This window comes from Serratia sp. CY27727, assembly GCF_052169275.1.
GTDB classification, from domain to species: domain Bacteria; phylum Pseudomonadota; class Gammaproteobacteria; order Enterobacterales; family Enterobacteriaceae; genus Serratia; species Serratia sarumanii.
Map to the genome: position 1 here is coordinate 812134 of NZ_JBJNLB010000002.1, position 17181 is coordinate 829314.

Sequence of the window (17181 nt, forward strand, 5' to 3'; positions counted from 1 at the left end):
GATCGCTTTACCTGCAGCTGACGCCGACGGCCATGCCAGATTGCGAGTCAGATCACGCAATGCGGGCTAAATACTGACCTGTTGCGCCAGGCGGCGAATGATGGCGGCGGTCAGCCCCCAGATAAACTGGCTGTGATACCAAGAGAGATAAATGCGGTGCGTGCGGCCGGCGCGATGAATATCCAGCGGGTAGTAACGCGACAGGGTCAGCGCTTCTCGCAAGGGCATCTCGAACACGTCCGCCACTTCACCCTCGTTGGCGCGGAACTGCACGTCCGGCGGGATCAGGCCGACGATAGGCGTGACCTGAAATCCGGTGCTGCTGTCGAGCGGCGCCATTTGGCCGAGGACGGTCACCGCGTGCGGCGGTATCGCCACTTCTTCCTGCGCTTCCCGCAGCGCCGTGACGATCGCCGATCCGTCTTCGGCGTCGGTCTTGCCGCCAGGGAAGGCCACCTGGCCGGCATGTTTGCGCAGCGAGTCGGCGCGGCGGGTCAACAGCAGCGTCGGCTCGGCGCGGCAGACGATCGGGATAAGCACCGCCGCCGGGCGCACATTGTGCGAGATCTGCGCCGCCTGCGGCAGCTGCAGTTGAAAACGGCTGATAAAGGCGTGCAGCGAGGCCGGTGAGTTCGATGGGATCACGACGGGGCATACTCCCCAAGCTGCGGCAGAATACGGCCAACCTTGTCGAAGGTCTCCTGGTATTCCGCCTGCTCCTGGCTGTCCGCCACGATGCCGCCGCCGGCGGAGCAGTGGATGCGGCCGTTTTCGGTGACGAGCGTGCGGATGGTGATGTTGGTGTCCATGGTGCCGCAGGCGCTCAGGTAACCGATGCTGCCGCAATAGGCGTTGCGCCGCTGCGGCTCCAGCTCTTCGATGATTTCCATCGCGCGCACCTTGGGCGCGCCGGTGATCGAACCGCCGGGGAAGCAGGCGCGCAGCAGCTGGGTGGCCGAGGCCTGCTCCGGCAGGGTGGCGGTAATGGTGCTCACCAGGTGGTGCACGGCGGGGAACGGCTCCACGACGAACAGTTCCGGCACCCGTACGCTGCCGGGCTGGGCGACGCGGCCGATATCGTTGCGCAGCAGATCGACGATCATCAGATTTTCAGCGCGATCCTTGGGCGAATCGGCCAAGCGGCGCGCCTGCGCGGCGTCCTGCTCGGCGTCCGCCAGCCGCGGCAGCGTGCCCTTGATCGGGCGGGTTTGGATGCGCTGCTGCGCCAGCCACAGGAAGCGCTCGGGAGAGACGCTCAGCACGCTGTTGTGCGGTAGCCGCAGGAAAGCGGAGAACGGCGCACGGTTGCAGGCGCTCAGTCGGCAAAACGCCTGCCATTCATCCCCCTGATAGTCGGCGGAGAACCGCTGCGCCAGATTAATCTGGTAACAGTCGCCGCTGCGCAGGTAGTGTTGAATACGTTGGAACTTCTCGCCGTATTGCCGGCGGCTCATATTGGCACGCCAGCCGCTTAGCAGCGTGAAGGGGCGCTCCGTCGGCGCGGTTTGGCTAGTAAGCCAGCGCCAGCGCTGCTCCACATCGCCATAGCTGAGCAGCGTCAGGGTTTGCAATTGGTGGTCGGCAATCAATGCCCAGTCATAAATGCCCACCGCCATGTCCGGCAGAGCGAGGTCGGCTTCAGCCAACTGCGGCAAGGTTTCCACCCGGCGCCCGAGATCGTAGCCGAACAGCCCCAGGGCGCCGCCCTGAAACGGCAGATCCGGGTTAAACGCCGGCTGCCAGCCTTGCGCCGCCAGCTGCTGCTGCAGCAGGGAGAACGGATCCTTCTGAGACTCAATGGTGACGCCGTCACTTTCGATTGTCGTGCCGGCGCCCTGGGTGGTGAGCGTAACGCGCGGCTGTGCGACCAGGATATCGAAGCGGTTATGCGAATGGTCGGCGAAGCCAGAATGCAGCAGCATCGCCCAGGGCTGTGCTGAAAGCGGGGCGAAAAGCGTCATCAGGGCACTGCGGCTGTAGGGCAACGATTTTATGTTTGGGGCGGTTACGCTCATGAACGTCAATAAACCTGGCTGTGAGGGCGGCGATATCTGGCGGCTAGTGTGCCATAGACGGTCACGTCATGCATGTTTTGCCATGCGCGGCATGCAGCACAGTTCACATAAACGGCAGTTCAATAAACCTGAAATAAGGCATTTTTTGCGCCATTGATTATACTTCGATATGTTAAAAATTTAACGTCAAATGCACTGGAAGCCTATTTGCCGCGGGCGCAAGGCCCGAAAATATAAAAAAAGATTCGTTAATTTCATAAATTTATTATTTCTGCTTGTTATTAGATGCGGAGCGGCGTGGTTTTGCCTGATTTTAGCCAGCGTCGCCGCCCTTTGGAATTAATGGGTTAATTACTCAGCGCTTTCTGGCGCTGGTTTGAATAAAGAAAAGCAGGTTCGGTTCCATTAGCCGCTGCGGGAATTTGCAGGCGTCACGCTATTTCAGCGTGCGCTGAACCCTATGCGTCTTTTAGAAAAGTAAAATTATTATTTTGTTACATTATCCTTAAAGAGCTGCCTATGTCGTTAATGCTGAGCGTGATCGTCCCGATGCACAATGCGGGGGAATTATTGGAGCCTTTCCTGGCCTCGCTGCTGGCCCAGCGTGAGCAGCGGTTGGAGGTGATCATCGTTAACGATGGTTCCACCGACGGTTCGGGGGAGATCGCACACCGTTACGCGGCGGCGCATCCGCATATTCGTGTGATCGATCAAGCCAATGTCGGTGTTTCTAACGCGCGCAATGCCGGGCTCGCCGTTGCCCGAGGCAAATATGTGGCGTTTCCCGATGCCGACGATGTGCTGGCGCCGGACATGTATTCCACGCTGCTGGAACAGGCGGAACAACACCAATTAGACGTGATGCAATGCAATGGCGAACGCTATTTCACCAGCCAGGATGAATTGCAGCCGATTTTTCCCGAGGCGCGTTTGCGCACCACCGACGTTATCACCGGCGTACAGTGGTTTGAACGTGCGTTGAAATCGCGAAAGTTTATTCACGTTGTATGGCTGGCAATATATCGCTTCGACTTTATTCGCCAGCATCGCCTTTATTTCGAGCCGGGATTGCATCACCAGGATATTCCCTGGACAACGGAAGTCATGTTTAATGCCAAACGGGTCAAATATTTAAGCACGCCGCTGTACCGTCAACGGGTGCACGACAAATCGATCAGCAACCGTCGTCGCACCGGTCAGGCGAACGTGGATTATCAACGCCACTATATGAAAATCGTCGAGATGCTGGAGCGGCTCAACCGGCGCTATGCCGGCACTGTCGCCATTCGCCCGGCTTTCCATTGGCAAATCACCCGCGAAGCGCTGGGCATTTGCCACAGTATTCGTCGTGAGCCGGATCCGGCTGCCCAGAGTCAAATCACCGAAGAGTTCTATCAGCGCGGCATCGACAGAGCGATGTTCGCCAATGCGCGCGGCCTGAAACAGGGGTGGCATGTCATGCTGTGGCGGCATCGGCTGAAGCAGTGGCGCAGCGATAACGGCTGCTCGCAACCGGCCTGAGCCACAAGACGTTGGGATCCGCCGCGTTAGCGCGTATACTCCTTCTCCCTTTTGCCGGAGAAAACGACACATGCATGCAGGTATGCCATTACTGAGTCACGCGGAGCAGCAGGAAGCGGCGGATCGCATCCATCAACTGATGGAGCAGGGCATGAGCAGCGGTGAAGCCATTGCTCGCGTTGCGCAGGAAATTCGCGAGAAGCATCAGGGCGCTCAGGTTGCGGTACTGTTCGATGACGATGATGAAGACGAGCAGCATGAGGCCGCCCCGGAGGCGTCGCGGAATGACGATGCTGAAGAAGACGAAGACTATTGACGTTATCGGGGCCGCGCAAGCGGCCCCGTGAGTATCAGCCGTTGACCGCCACGGCTGCGGCGGCTTGTTTCGCTTGCTCCACTGCCTGTTCCGTCGTGTCCGCCGTCGCCAGCGCCACGCCCAGGCGACGCTGCCCGGCGATCTCCGGTTTGCCGAACAGGCGCAGCTGGCTGTGCCCGCGCAGCGCGTGTTCCAGGCCGCTGAAGCGCACATCGCTGCTGGTCAGCTGGGGCAGGATCACCGCCGAAGCGGAAGGGCCGAACTGGCGGATGGCGCCAATCGGCAATCCGAGAAACGCGCGAACGTGCAGGGCGAACTCGGACAGATCCTGTGAGATCAACGTGACCATGCCGGTATCGTGCGGCCGCGGAGACACCTCGCTGAAGATCACGTCGTCACCACAGACGAACAGCTCCACGCCGAACAGGCCGAAACCGCCCAAGGCCTTCACCACCTTCTCCGCGATAGCCTGAGCGCGGCTCAACGCCGCGGCTGACATGCTCTGCGGCTGCCAGGATTCGCGATAGTCCCCATCCTCCTGACGATGGCCGATCGGCGCGCAGAAATGTACGCCGTCCACGGCGCTGATGGTCAACAACGTAATTTCAAAATCAAATCTTACCAGCCCTTCGACGATCACCCGGCCGCCGCCAGCGCGGCCGCCCTGTTGGGCGTAATCCCAGGCGCTTTGCAGTTGCTCAGGCGTGCGGATCAGGCTTTGTCCTTTGCCGGAAGAACTCATCACCGGTTTGACGATGCACGGGTAGCCGATGTGCTCGACCGCCTGCCGGAAAGTCGCCTCGCTGTCGGCAAAGCGGTAGCTGGAGGTGGGCAGGCCAAGCGCTTCCGCCGCCAGACGGCGGATGCCTTCACGGTTCATGGTCAGGCGCGTGGCTTCGGCGCAGGGCACCACGCGGTGGCCCTGGCGTTCAAGCTCGACCAGCATGGCGGTGGCGATCGCTTCGATTTCGGGAACGATATAGTCCGGCCGCTCTTGTTCGATAACGGCTTTCAGCGCGTCACCGTCCAGCATATTGATGACGTGGCTGCGGTGCGCCACGTGCATGGCGGGGGCGTCGGGATAGCGATCGACGGCGATCACTTCCAGGCCGAGGCGCTGGCATTCAATGGCGACTTCTTTACCCAGCTCCCCGGAGCCGAGCAACATAACGCGGGTGGCGGAAGGGCGCAGGGCGGTTCCAATCGTTAACATAGTTTCGTACCTGGATCGGTGAAAGTAAGCGGATTGATGATCGGCGGGCAGTATATACGAAAACGATTGCGTGCGCAGCCGGTGCGCCAAGTTTGTTGCTAACTTACTGTTTTTATAACAAGCAGAAATATTTGCCCTGCATGGGCGATTATGCGTTAATAACCGACGACGAAAGAAAGCCCACATATCGCATGGTTTTCGCGTCTCGTGCCGTCAAGGCAGGTTTATCAAGTAAAGGAAACACAAATGAGCAAGATCACTGGTCACGTTAAATGGTTCAACGAAAGCAAAGGTTTCGGCTTCATCACGCCTGCCGACGGTTCTAAAGACGTTTTCGTTCATTTTTCCGCTATCGTTAGCGATGGTTTCAAGACCCTGGCTGAAGGCCAGCAGGTTGAGTTCTCCATCCAGGACAGCCAACGTGGCCCTGCTGCAGCCAACGTCGTCGCCATTTAACGACGGAGCCGCCAAGAAACCCGCCGCCGGCGGGTTTTTTTATGCCCGCTGCCCGTAACGCCGCCCATCTCTGTTATCATTTGCCGCTGATTCGGCGCCAACCTGCGGGCGCGCCGCCATTCCATTCGTCATATAAGAGTTATCGCCGTGAGCACAGTTTCTTTTTCTTCCCTGCCGCTGCCAGCCGAACAGTTGGCCAACCTCAACGAACTGGGGTACGCCAAAATGACGCCGGTACAGGCCGCCGCGTTGCCCGCCATTCTGCAAGGGCGGGACGTGCGCGCCAAGGCGAAAACCGGCAGCGGCAAAACGGCGGCGTTCGGCATTGGTCTGCTGAATAATATCGTCGTCGCTCAGGTCGCCACGCAGGCGCTGGTGCTCTGTCCCACCCGCGAATTGGCCGATCAGGTGAGCAAAGAGCTGCGTCGCCTGGCGCGCTTCACGCAGAACATCAAAATCCTGACGCTGTGCGGCGGCCAACCGATGGGGCCGCAGCTCGATTCGCTGGTGCACGCGCCGCACATCGTGGTGGGGACGCCGGGGCGCATTCAGGAGCACCTGCGCAAGAAAACGCTGCTGCTGGACGAGCTGAAGGTGCTGGTGCTGGATGAGGCCGACCGCATGCTGGACATGGGCTTCGCCGACGATATCGACGATGTGATCAGCTACACGCCGCCGCAGCGTCAGACGCTGCTGTTTTCTGCCACCTATCCGGCGGGTATCGAACGCATCAGCGAACGCGTTCAGCGCCAGCCGCTGAGCGTCGAAGTGGACGATGACGAAGCGCAGACCGCCATCGAACAACGCTTCTATGAGACCACGCGCGATCAGCGCCCGGCGCTGCTGGTGTCAGCCATTCGTTATCATCAACCCGCGTCCTGCGTGGTGTTCTGCAATACCAAACGCGATTGTCAGACGGTGCTTGAGGCTTTGGAGGCCCGCAGCATCAGCGCATTGGCGCTGCATGGCGATCTGGAGCAGCGCGATCGCGACCAGGTGTTGGTGCGCTTCGCCAACCGCAGTTGCCGGGTGCTGGTGGCGACCGACGTTGCCGCTCGCGGGCTGGACATCAAAGAGCTGGAGCTGGTGGTTAACTACGAACTGGCGTTCGATCCCGAAGTGCACGTGCACCGTATTGGCCGTACCGGCCGTGCCGGCATGAGCGGGCTGGCGATCAGCCTGTGCACGCCGCAGGAAATGGTGCGGGCGCATGCGATTGAAGACTACCTGCAGATGACCGTCGATTGGGCGCCGGTGTCCGAGCTGAGCGGAGCCGCCAACGGTTCGCTGGAGGCGGAGATGGTGACGCTGTGCATCGACGGCGGCCGCAAGGCGAAGATTCGCCCCGGCGATATCCTCGGCGCGCTGACCGGCGATGCCGGGCTGACGGCGGCGGAAGTGGGCAAGATCGACATGTTCCCGGTGCATGCCTACGTCGCGATCCGTAAAGCCAGCGCACGCAAGGCGCTGCAACAGCTGCAACAGGGCAAAATCAAAGGCAAGAGCTGCAAGGTGCGGCTGCTGAAATAAGCCGAAGGCGGGCGGCGGTTTGCCTTCCCGCCACTATCTATTTATACTGTATATATTTACAGGTATTTGAGCATTTGAGGACGCACGCATGGCGGTTGAAGTTAAATATGTGGTGGTGAGAAACGGTGAGGAAAAAATGACTTTCGCGAGCAAGAAAGAAGCCGACGCCTACGACAAAATGCTGGATTTGGCGGATAACCTCGGAGAGTGGTTGCGACAGGTACCGCTGAACCTGGATGACGAACAGCGCGAAGGGCTGAGCTTCTTCCTGGCGGAGAATAAGGATGCGCTGGGGCTGATCCTGCGCGGCGCATCACCGGCGGAAACCGGCAAGAAACCGACGGAAGCGAAAGCGAAAAAAGCAGTCTCTAACTCAAAAGAGGGATCTGCGTCAGAAAAGCAAGCGGCATAATGGCTTATGTTGCGGTGTTGTGATGAAAAAGGATCTAAAATGAGCCGTGAAATAACTTTCTTCAGCCGCTTTGAGCAAGACATTCTGGCGGGGCGCAAAACCATCACCATTCGGGATGCCAGTGAGTCGCACTTCGAACCGGGCGAGGTATTGCGCGTAAGCCGCAATGAAGACGGCGTATTTTTCTGCTTTATCGAAGTGCTGTCGGTAACGCCGGTGCGCCTGGATGCGCTGACCGAACGCCATGCACAGCAGGAGAACATGTCGCTCGGCGAACTGAAGCAGGTGATCAAGGAAATCTATCCGGGTCTGGATGCGCTGTTTGTCATCGAGTTCGTCAAACGGTAACCCTTTGCCGAAACCCTGTTGTGAGCCAGGGATGGGCGCCCGGATAGCGCTAATCACAACGGGAGGAGACATGAAAAAAACGGCTTTGGCTATCGCCTTGTTGGCCATGATGGGAGCATCGACTGCGGTGTGGGCGCAGGTTCAAGAGCAACGCAGCGCCAAGGTGGGGCAGTGTGCGGGGCTGCAGCCGGCGGATATCGCCGCCCAGGTCAAGCGCGACTTCTTGCAGAACCGCATCACGCGCTGGGAGGCGGACAAAAAACTGCTGGGCACCGCTACCCCGATCGCCTGGGTTAGCCCGGATGCCATCACCGGCAAGGATCAGGTGTGGCAGGTGCCGCTGACGGTGCGTGGCACCAAAGCGGATAAAACCTACAACGTGACGCTCAACTGCAACACCGGCGAGATCGCCTACAGCGCGCCGCAGTAATCGTTTTCCGCAATGAAAAGCCCGCCTGGCGGCGGGCTTGATGCATCAAGAGGCGGTCAGTCGCTAAACGGGATCACCAACTCACCCGGTTTCACTTCCAATCCCTTCGCCAGTTTTTTCGCCAGCGCTTCGGTTTTGCTGTTGTCAGGATTCAGCACATAAGCCGGCTTTTGGTCGAAGTAAGACTTCAGCGACTGATTCAGATATGGCGTCAGCGCTTTCATCACCGTCTGCATTTTTTCCGGCTGCACGCTGTAATCGGTCAGTTCCATGTCTTTCAGGTAAATGGCGCCCTGTGCACGGTCGTAAACCGGCTGCGCTTTCAGCGTCAGCTTCAGATCCGCCGCCTGCGGGCCGAGAATCGACGTGATATTGACCTTGGCATCGCCGGAAAGGGTGACCTTGCCCGGCTCGCTGCGGCCAATCTGGCTTTGCAGCTGCGTCAGTACGATGTTGGCGTCCACCAGGCCGGGCACGCCGATCTGCTTCTGATAGTCGTTGTGTTTCTGCAGGTAATCATTCACTTCCTGCTCGCTCAGGGTGTACTGGGTCAGTTGATTGCAACCGGCCAATACGCCGGCGAACAGCAGGGCGGCTGCGCCCATCAGGATCTTCTTCATTAATGCCTCATTGCGACTGCTGGCGAAAAGTGCTGCAGATAATTGATTAATCATTATAAACGTTCCGCCTGCCCCTGAAAACGGCAGGCGGCGATGTGCAGGGGATAGTGCGCGCAAAAGCGGGCGACACCTATCGGATAACGCCGAAAGCGTCAACGCCGCAATCGCAGCGCCAAGAGCGCCACGCCGGCCAGGCAGGCAGCGCCCCCCAACAGCGGGAACAGCGGAATGCCCCACAGCCGCAGCGAAGAATGCATCAGATAAGGCGCCAGGCCCAGGGCAAAAGCGGCGGTGACGATAGCGATGGCCAGGGTGACGGCGGCGCGCTCCAGCGCTTTGCTCAACTGACCGAGGTTCCTGACGTTGATATCGGCATTGAGCTGCCCGCGTTTCAGACGGCGAACCAATAGCCGCAGGGTTTGCGGCAGTTCTTCTCCGGCGTCGAGCGCTTCCCCGCCCAGAGCCAACAGCCGCTGGCGCACGGCGCCCGGGGCATAGCGTTGCAGCACCGTTTGTTGCAGCATCGGTTTGAGGGTGGCGACGATGTCGAAGGCCGGATCCAATCGGTGCAGCACGCCGTCGGCGGTGATTAACGCCTTGAACAGCAGCACCAGATCGGGCGGCAGCGCCAGTTGGTGCTCACGCGCCATCACCAGCAGGTCGGTCAGGGCCTTGCCCAAGGTCAGAGTGGCGGCGGCCTGTTTGTCGAGAAAGTTTTGCGCCGCCAGCTCCAGATCCATCAAATCCAGCGGTTCGCTGTCCGACCAGGCGATCAGCGTGTTGACGATGCCTTCGGACTGACGATCGGCGATGGCCTGCAGCAGCAGGAGCAACTGGTTGCGCCGCCGCTCGGACAGCTGGCCCACCATGCCGAAGTCGATAAAGCCGACGCGGTCACCGCTCAGCGCCATGACGTTGCCGGGGTGAGGGTCGGCGTGATACAGCCGATGCTCCAGTACCATGCTCATAAAGGCGCGGGCGCCGCGTTGCGCCAGCAGCGGGCCGTCAAAGCCCGCCGCCGCCAGCTGCTGAGGGTTTTCCGGCGCGGTGCCGGGTAGGTATTCCTGCACTAACAGGCGCGGGGAAGACCATTGCCAATAGATTTTGGGCACGACGACGTCAGGTTGATGGGCGAACATCCCGGCGACGCGGTCGCAGTTATGCCCTTCGTGGGTCAAATCCAGTTCATGATTGAGCGCCGTCGCCAGCGCTCTGACCATCTGCCGCGGCCGATAGCGCGCCAGCGCCGGGCTCTGCTGCTCTACGGTTTCCGCCAGCGAGGCCAGCAGCCGCAAATCGGCGTGGATGGTTTTCGCCAGACCGGGCCGCAGCACTTTCACCACCACCTGTTCGCCGCTGTGCAGGCGTACGCGGTAGATTTGCGCCATCGACGCCGCCGCCAGCGGCGTGCGATCGAATTCGGCGAACAGCCGCTCGGGTTCGCCACCCAAGTCGGCAACGATCTGTGGCGCCAGCGTTTCCCATGGCAACACTGCCGCCCGGCTGTGCAGGCGATCCAGTTCGTCGGTCCAGGCCGGATCCAGCAGGTCGGAACGCGTGGCCAGGATCTGGCCGAATTTGACGAAGGTAGGCCCCAGCGCCTCGAGCGCTTCGCGCAGCCGCTCAGGCAGGGTTTGGGCGTCCTGTTGGGCGGATCCAGCGCGGGCGCCGCGCAGCAAAGCCCCCAGACCCAGCAGACGCAGAACGTCTTGCAGACCATAACGAATCAGAACGGAGGTAATTTCCTTCAGCCGCGCCCGATCGCGAGCGGTGGCGAGCACCATTTTCAGCATCAGTACGCCATATCCTTTTGGTTGCTCAAACGTTATTGTTCCATATCCAGCAGCAACGGCACCTCGCTGCGCTGCGCCATGCGGTTGCGGTAGGCTTCCACGTTATCCGGCAGCGCAACCCCGGCGACGATCGACAATGAGCGCAGCAGCGGGAACAGGTGAATATCGTCCTCGGACAGTTCGCCGTTCACCGCGTCGGCGGAGACGATCAGCGGCGACAGCGCTTGCAGATCGGCTTCCAACTGGGCGATCAGATCGGCGCTATTGGCGAGATGCTCGGCGAAATCCCCGATTGACGCCTGCTTTTTATCGATAAAGTAACGGCGGGCGCTGTCGGTGGCAAACTCTTCGAAATCGGCATGCGCAATTCGCGGCAACAACAATTTCGCGCTGTAACCGCCCACCCGCTGCAGCCACTCGGCGATGGCCGGGTTGGTGCGGCCGGTCAGTACCGGCTTGCCGTCCAGAGCATCGACATAGCGCACGATATCCAGGCTTTCCGGCATCGCTTCACCGTTGTCTTTGACCAGGATAGGCACCATTTTTTGGCCGATCAGGTTAAACGGAGTCGTTTCATCGTCGTTGAGCAACGTGACCAGGCGAATCGGCAGACGTTTCAGGCCAAAAATCATGCGGGCTTTCACGCAGAATGGGCAATGATCGTAAATAAACAGTTTCATGCTTGCTCCGGGTTGTCAGGTTTTAACAGCAATAGTTACCACAGCTTATCGAGGCTGTCTTGACGTGCGTGTGTTGGATGGTGCGTTATTGCGAAATTGCCCGCGCATCGGCGCGGGCCAGGGGGCGTTATTTCTTGGCCGGTACTGAGTTGAGCACATCGATCAGGTGAATGCGAGCTTCATCCAGATCGATTCGGTCACGTTCGTTGGCGGCGGTGACGACCTGCAGCTGTTTGATAATATCGTTTTTCAGGCCGGCGTCGCTGGCGAGGATATGGGCCAGCGCCTTCTCCACCAGGGTGGCGCGCGCATAAATCATGCGCAAGTTCAGTATCATATGTTCGAGTAGTTGCGGTAATTTTGCTTCTTCACTCATGCCGACGGGCTCCTGTGGGTGTTTTTACTAACAGGATAGCAGCTGTTGCCGATTCGGCCGGATTTCTATGGCGTCAACCGCCGCGCAGCATCATCGACGCACTGCGCCGCGGGCTGAACTGCCAGTACAGCGCCAGCAGCGTAGCGAAGCCTACTGCACCAAGCAGCAACCAGGGCAGCTCCGGCATGTTCATCGTCCGGCCGGTATCGTACATCCAGCCGCCGCCGGTATAACCCAACGCGCCGCCCAGCGCCAGGCCGAGGCGGCTGAAGCCCATATAGCTGCCGCGCGCACGCGGATCGGCCAGCGAAGCGCTCAGCGTTTCGCGCGCCGGTTCGGCGATGATCGATCCCAGATAGAAGCAGCAGATCAGCGTGAATACACCCTGCAAGCTGGTGGCGAGACCGATCGGCAGCAGGCTGAGCGTCATCAGCAACAGGCCCGCCATCAGGCGCTGTTCTAGCCGGAAGTGTTTTTCTCCCCAACGCGCCAGCGGATAGAGCAGCGATAGCGACAGCGCCGCTTCAATCGCATACATCCATTTCACCGCCGCCGGTGAACCGGCGATTTCGTTGACCACGATCGGCATCATCAGCATCACCTGCACCGCAAGCATGTAGTAACCGGTCAGCGTCAGGACATAGGTGAGGAAGCGGCGATCGCGCAGGACCCGCAACATGCCTTCCTTCATCGGTATGCGCACGGTAGAGATGCGATAAGCCGGCAGTAGCCAGGCGTTCCAGCCGGCGGCCAGCACGAAGATCGCCGCTCCAACCCAGCAGACAAAGTGAAAGTCGTACTGCAGCAGCCAACTGCCGATCAGCGCGCCGACCACCGCACCGGCGCTGTCCTGCATCATCAGCAACGAGAAAAAACGGCCGCGTTCGTGCGGACGGGTCAGCTTGATCACCAAAGCGGTGCGCGGCGGATCGAATAACGTGCCACCGAGGGCGGACAGCGCGCAAGAGAACCACAGGATCCAGGGGGCATCGGCCATCGCCATGGTGGCGAAACCGGCGGCGCGCAGCAGCATGCCGGTGACGATCATCGGCTTGGCGCCGAAGCGATCGGCGATGGCGCCGCCAAAGATGCCGAGCCCTTGTTGCAACAGCTGCCGCAAACCCAGCGCGATGCCGACGATCAGCGCCGCCCATCCTAATTGATCGACAAAGCGGATCGAAATAAGCGGAAAAACGACAAAGAAGCCTAAAACCACCAGCAGGTTATCGAGCAACAGAAAATATTTACCCAAGCTGCGTGCTTGCGACACCAGAGACATGCTTCACCATGAGCAATAAAGAAAGAGGGGGGAACAACGCCTCCATTCTCTACCCAATTCCCCTACGGCGACAGGGGGCGTATAGATAATATTTTTTTATCGTCAAGGTGTTACCTGTGCTGCAAAATGAGCGGAAAAACGCCGTAAAACGCGTATTCGGCGATTTACTGAACGACCGGGATTTTACCTCGGGGGCGGGCTACGGTTATATTGAATGCGGGGAAGTGCGGTTCTGAGGCGCTATTGGCAAAATAAAGTCATGGCATCAGGTCGGCGCCGGATAATTATCCACGCGGCTTCCCAATAAATACTTCTTATCGAACCGTTTTGACTGCGGGGGAAATGATGTTCGGCTATCGCTCTGCATCGCCAAAAGTACGTCTTACAACCGACCGGATGGTGGTCCGTTTAGTGAATGAACGGGATGCCTACCGTCTGGCGGATTATTATGCCGAGAACCGAGCCTTTCTCAAACCCTGGGAGCCGGTGCGCGACGAAAGCCACTGTTATCCTTCCGGCTGGCAGGCGCGTCTGGGCATGATCACCGAAATGCAAAAGCAGGGCAGCGCCTACTATTTTATCCTGCTCGATCCAGAAGAGCAGGAAGTGCGCGGCGTGGCGAACTTCAGCAACGTGCTGCGCGGTTCGTTTCATGCCTGTTTCCTCGGCTATTCGCTGGGGGAAAAGTGGCAGGGGCAAGGGCTGATGTTCGAAGCCTTGCAGTCCGCCATCCGCTATATGCTGCGCCAACAGCGCATGCACCGCATCATGGCCAACTATATGCCACACAACCAGCGCAGCGGCGCATTGCTGACGCGTCTGGGATTCGAACGCGAAGGTTACGCCAAGGATTACCTGCTGATCGACGGCCAGTGGCAAGACCACGTTTTGACGGCATACACCAATAAAGAGTGGCTACCCCCACGTTGAGGCCAAACGATGAAATATGAATTGAACGCCAGAGAGGCCCGGGTTATCGGCTGCCTGTTGGAAAAACAGGTCACGACACCGGATCAATACCCGCTTTCGCTGAATGCCATTACGCTGGCATGCAACCAAAAAACCAACCGCGAACCGGTGATGGACCTGAGCGAAAGCGAAGTGCAGCAACTGCTCGATCTGTTGCTGCGCAAACATTTCCTGCGCACCCTCAGCGGGTTCGGCAACCGGGTGGTGAAGTACGAACAGCGGTTTTGCAACTCCGAGTTCGGCCAGCTGAAACTCTCGCCCGCCGAACTGGCGGTGATCGCCACCTTATTGCTGCGCGGCGCGCAAACGCCGGGCGAGTTGCGCACCCGCACCAATCGGATGCACGAGTTCAGCGATGTCAGCGAGGTCGAACAGGTGCTGCAGCAACTGGCCACGCGCGAAGATGGCCCGTTCGTGGTGCGCCTGGCGCGTGAGCCGGGCAAGCGCGAAAGCCGGTTCATGCATCTGTTCAGCGGCCCGATTGATGAAGCGCCGCCGGCGGCGTTCGACGCTGAGGACGACGGCGAACTGAGCGCCAGAGTCAGCGCATTGGAAAGCGAAGTGGCGGAGCTGAAACGGCAGTTGCAACAGCTGTTGGCGAGGGATGCGAATGACTAAATTGCGTGTAGGCGTGGTGGGGTTGGGCAGTATCGCGCAGAAGGCGTATCTGCCAATCCTTGGCCAGGCGGCGGATTGGACGCTGGTGGGCGGTTTTTCGCCCAATCAGCAAAAAGCCCAGCCGCTGTGCGACAGCTACCGTATGGCCTGTTTCTCCCGTCTGGACAGCCTGGCCGAACAGTGCGATGCGGTCTTTGTTCACAGCAGCACCGCCAGCCATTTTTCGGTGATAGGCGAGCTGCTGAACCGCGGCGTGCACGTTTACGTCGATAAACCGCTGGCGGAGACGCTGGAGCAGGGCGAGCAGCTGCTTGAGCAGGCCGAGCGGCGAGGCAAAACGCTGATGGTAGGGTTCAACCGCCGTTTCGCGCCGCTTTACCGGCAGCTCAAACAGCAAATGAACCAGCCGGCCTCCATTCGCATGGATAAACATCGGGCGGACAGCGTCGGCCCGCACGATCTGCGTTTTACCCTGTTGGATGATTACCTGCACGTGGTGGACACTGCGCTGTGGCTGGCGGGCGGGCGGGAGCAACTGCTGAGCGGCAGCCTGCGCGCCAACGCCGCCGGTGAAATGCTGTACGCCGAGCATCACTTCGCCTGCGGCGACACCCAGGTGACGACCAGTATGCATCGCCGCGGCGGCAGCCAGCGCGAAAGCGTGCAGGCGGTGACCGACGGCGCGCTGTATCAGTTGACCGATATGCGCCACTGGCTGCGTGAAGATGCGCAGGGCGAGTTGGAGCAGCCGGTGCCGGGCTGGCAAAGCACGCTGGTGCAACGCGGCTTCGACGGTGCGGTGCGGCATTTCCTTGATGCCGTCGCCAACCAGAGCGCGCCGGAAACCGGCGGCGAACAGGCGCTGGCCGCCCAGCGGGTGGTCGAGCGTTTGCTGCGGGATAACTCTATGTAACATATGGCGGTAGCTATTCTTTTCCGGATGCGTAAACTGAGCCGATTGTTTCACTGACGCCTGCTGTTGCAGGCGTTGATATTTACGGTACCTATCAGACAACCACATGAACCTACTCAAATCCTTGGCTGCCGTCAGCTCGATGACGATGTTTTCGCGGGTGTTGGGCTTTGCCCGCGATGCGATCGTCGCGCGCGTGTTCGGGGCTGGCATGGCAACGGACGCCTTTTTCGTGGCGTTCAAACTCCCGAATCTGTTACGCCGTATCTTTGCCGAAGGGGCGTTTTCGCAGGCCTTCGTGCCGATCCTGGCCGAATACAAGAGCCAGCAGGGTGAAGAGGCGACGCGCACTTTTATTGCCTATGTCTCCGGGCTGCTGACGCTGGTGCTGGCGGTGGTGACGGTGCTGGGGATGCTGGCCGCGCCCTGGGTTATTTACATTACTGCGCCGGGCTTTACCGATACGCCCGACAAGTTTGCCCTGACGTCGGCGCTGCTGCGCATCACCTTCCCCTATATTTTGTTGATCTCACTGGCGTCGCTGGTGGGGGCGATCCTCAATACCTGGAACCGCTTCTCGATCCCGGCTTTTGCGCCAACGCTGCTTAACGTCAGCATGATCGGTTTCGCGCTGTTCGCCGCCCCGTATTTCAACCCGCCGGTGCTGGCGCTGGCCTGGGCGGTGGTGGTGGGCGGCGTGCTGCAGCTGGGGTATCAGCTGCCGCATCTGCGCAAGATAGGCATGCTGGTGCTGCCGCGCCTCAAGCTGGGCGATGCCGGGGTCTGGCGAGTGATGCGCCAGATGGGGCCGGCGATCCTCGGGGTGTCGGTCAGCCAAATCTCGCTGATCATCAACACCATTTTCGCTTCGTTCCTGGTGTCCGGCTCGGTGTCCTGGATGTACTACGCCGACCGCCTGATGGAGTTTCCTTCCGGCGTGCTGGGCGTGGCCTTGGGCACCATCCTGCTGCCGTCGCTGGCCAAAAGCTTCTCGAGCGGCAACCATGACGAGTACTCGCGCCTGATGGATTGGGGGCTGCGTCTGTGCTTCCTGCTGGCGTTGCCGAGCGCCATCGCGCTCGGCATTTTGGCCAAGCCATTGACCGTTTCGCTGTTCCAGTACGGCAAGTTCAGCGCCTTTGACGCGGCGATGACGCAACGCGCGCTGGTGGCTTACTCGGTTGGGCTGATGGGGTTGATCGTGGTTAAAGTGCTGGCGCCGGGCTTCTATTCGCGGCAGGACATTAAAACGCCGGTCAAGATCGCCATCATCACGCTGATTATGACGCAGGTGATGAACCTGGCGTTTATTGGCCCGCTGAAGCATGCCGGCCTGGCGCTGTCGATCGGTTTGGCGGCCTGCCTGAACGCCTCGCTGCTGTATTGGCAGCTGCGCAAGCAGAAGATCTTCCAGCCGCAGCCGGGTTGGGCGCTGTTCCTCACCAAGCTGGTGATCGCCGTGCTGGTGATGTCGGCGGTGCTGATTGGCGTGATGTGGCTGATGCCGGCCTGGGATCAGGGCAATATGCTGGAACGTTTGCTGCGTTTGGCTGCGGTGGTGGTGGCCGGTGTGGTGGCCTACTTTGGCGTGCTGGTAGGGTTGGGCTTCCGCCCGCGCGACTTTGCGCGCCGCGCCGCCTGAGCCGAAAGCAAGAACAAAAAAAGGTCGCCCAGGCGACCTTTTTGCTTTCC

19 protein-coding genes are annotated in these 17181 nt (G+C 59.9%); 11 read left to right on the plus strand and 8 right to left on the minus strand.

Going from position 1 to position 17181, the window contains the following annotated elements:
• Positions 1-66: 66 nt before the first annotated feature.
• Together ACJ8HB_RS08795 and pabB are read right to left on the minus strand one after the other, a co-directional pair.
• The gene (locus ACJ8HB_RS08795; RefSeq protein ID WP_033654422.1) at positions 67-645 is read right to left on the minus strand and encodes a CoA pyrophosphatase; all 579 of its coding nucleotides are present in this window, start codon (positions 643-645) and stop codon (positions 67-69) included.
• Positions 642-2015, minus strand: coding sequence for an aminodeoxychorismate synthase component 1 (gene pabB, locus ACJ8HB_RS08800; RefSeq protein ID WP_047571780.1), 1374 nt, complete (start codon positions 2013-2015; stop codon positions 642-644). The genes ACJ8HB_RS08795 and pabB overlap by 4 nt, the downstream gene beginning before the upstream one ends.
• Positions 2016-2534: 519 nt before the next feature.
• Between pabB and ACJ8HB_RS08805 the strand changes: the two genes are divergently transcribed.
• Together ACJ8HB_RS08805 and ACJ8HB_RS08810 are read left to right on the plus strand one after the other, a co-directional pair.
• Positions 2535-3536 carry a glycosyltransferase gene (locus ACJ8HB_RS08805; RefSeq protein WP_047571587.1) on the plus strand — a complete coding sequence of 334 codons (1002 nt, stop codon included), beginning with the start codon at positions 2535-2537 and terminating at the stop codon, positions 3534-3536.
• A gap of 70 nt (positions 3537-3606) precedes the next feature.
• The gene (locus ACJ8HB_RS08810; protein WP_033634881.1) at positions 3607-3852 is read left to right on the plus strand and encodes a YoaH family protein; all 246 of its coding nucleotides are present in this window, start codon (positions 3607-3609) and stop codon (positions 3850-3852) included.
• A 34-nt stretch (positions 3853-3886) separates the two neighbouring features.
• On the opposite strand, the gene purT is transcribed toward ACJ8HB_RS08810, so the two are convergent.
• Positions 3887-5065 carry a formate-dependent phosphoribosylglycinamide formyltransferase gene (gene purT, locus ACJ8HB_RS08815; protein WP_047571588.1) on the minus strand — a complete coding sequence of 393 codons (1179 nt, stop codon included), beginning with the start codon at positions 5063-5065 and terminating at the stop codon, positions 3887-3889.
• Positions 5066-5311: 246 nt separating this feature from the next.
• Here purT and cspE point away from each other — a divergent pair, with 246 nt between their 5' ends.
• From cspE to yebF, 5 genes are all read left to right on the plus strand, one after another.
• The gene (gene cspE, locus ACJ8HB_RS08820; RefSeq protein ID WP_004927572.1) at positions 5312-5521 is read left to right on the plus strand and encodes a transcription antiterminator/RNA stability regulator CspE; all 210 of its coding nucleotides are present in this window, start codon (positions 5312-5314) and stop codon (positions 5519-5521) included.
• Positions 5522-5668: 147 nt separating this feature from the next.
• The gene (dbpA, locus tag ACJ8HB_RS08825) at positions 5669-7051 is read left to right on the plus strand and encodes an ATP-dependent RNA helicase DbpA (RefSeq protein WP_047571589.1); all 1383 of its coding nucleotides are present in this window, start codon (positions 5669-5671) and stop codon (positions 7049-7051) included.
• An 88-nt stretch (positions 7052-7139) separates the two neighbouring features.
• Positions 7140-7463 (plus strand): YebG family protein, encoded by a 324-nt coding sequence (locus tag ACJ8HB_RS08830; RefSeq protein WP_047571590.1) that lies wholly within the window; start codon positions 7140-7142, stop codon positions 7461-7463.
• Positions 7464-7502: 39 nt separating this feature from the next.
• Complete coding sequence (yqfB, locus tag ACJ8HB_RS08835; RefSeq protein ID WP_004927562.1) at positions 7503-7811, plus strand: N(4)-acetylcytidine aminohydrolase; 309 nt, start codon at positions 7503-7505, stop codon at positions 7809-7811.
• A 70-nt stretch (positions 7812-7881) separates the two neighbouring features.
• Complete coding sequence (gene yebF / locus ACJ8HB_RS08840) at positions 7882-8241, plus strand: protein YebF (protein WP_033634875.1); 360 nt, start codon at positions 7882-7884, stop codon at positions 8239-8241.
• Between the two features lie 56 nt (positions 8242-8297).
• Here yebF and ACJ8HB_RS08845 read toward each other — a convergent pair whose 3' ends face one another.
• The 5 genes from ACJ8HB_RS08845 to mdtH form a co-directional block, all read right to left on the minus strand.
• The gene (locus tag ACJ8HB_RS08845; RefSeq protein WP_004927555.1) at positions 8298-8861 is read right to left on the minus strand and encodes a lipoprotein; all 564 of its coding nucleotides are present in this window, start codon (positions 8859-8861) and stop codon (positions 8298-8300) included.
• 152 nt (positions 8862-9013) lie between these two features.
• Positions 9014-10654 carry an ABC1 kinase family protein gene (locus tag ACJ8HB_RS08850; RefSeq protein ID WP_094859900.1) on the minus strand — a complete coding sequence of 547 codons (1641 nt, stop codon included), beginning with the start codon at positions 10652-10654 and terminating at the stop codon, positions 9014-9016.
• A 32-nt stretch (positions 10655-10686) separates the two neighbouring features.
• Positions 10687-11334 (minus strand): glutaredoxin 2, encoded by a 648-nt coding sequence (grxB, locus tag ACJ8HB_RS08855; protein ID WP_047571591.1) that lies wholly within the window; start codon positions 11332-11334, stop codon positions 10687-10689.
• A gap of 127 nt (positions 11335-11461) precedes the next feature.
• A complete protein-coding gene (locus tag ACJ8HB_RS08860; protein WP_033634870.1) occupies positions 11462-11710 on the minus strand; it encodes a hypothetical protein in 249 nt (82 codons plus the stop codon).
• Positions 11711-11783: 73 nt separating this feature from the next.
• Positions 11784-12989 carry a multidrug efflux MFS transporter MdtH gene (mdtH, locus tag ACJ8HB_RS08865; protein ID WP_033654414.1) on the minus strand — a complete coding sequence of 402 codons (1206 nt, stop codon included), beginning with the start codon at positions 12987-12989 and terminating at the stop codon, positions 11784-11786.
• A gap of 345 nt (positions 12990-13334) precedes the next feature.
• On the opposite strand from mdtH, the gene rimJ reads away from it, so the two are divergent.
• The 4 genes from rimJ (at position 13335) to murJ (ending at position 17131) form a co-directional block, all read left to right on the plus strand.
• On the plus strand, positions 13335-13919 hold the full coding sequence (gene rimJ / locus ACJ8HB_RS08870; RefSeq protein ID WP_033638511.1) for a ribosomal protein S5-alanine N-acetyltransferase: 585 nt from the start codon (positions 13335-13337) through the stop codon (positions 13917-13919).
• Between the two features lie 9 nt (positions 13920-13928).
• Positions 13929-14576: a YceH family protein gene (locus tag ACJ8HB_RS08875; RefSeq protein WP_049232802.1), complete on the plus strand. Its 648-nt coding sequence runs from the start codon at positions 13929-13931 to the stop codon at positions 14574-14576.
• Positions 14569-15489 (plus strand): Gfo/Idh/MocA family protein, encoded by a 921-nt coding sequence (locus ACJ8HB_RS08880; protein WP_041035483.1) that lies wholly within the window; start codon positions 14569-14571, stop codon positions 15487-15489. Before ACJ8HB_RS08875 ends, ACJ8HB_RS08880 begins: the two co-directional genes overlap by 8 nt.
• A gap of 106 nt (positions 15490-15595) precedes the next feature.
• On the plus strand, positions 15596-17131 hold the full coding sequence (murJ, locus tag ACJ8HB_RS08885) for a murein biosynthesis integral membrane protein MurJ (RefSeq protein WP_033654412.1): 1536 nt from the start codon (positions 15596-15598) through the stop codon (positions 17129-17131).
• The last annotated feature ends 50 nt before the right edge of the window (positions 17132-17181 follow it).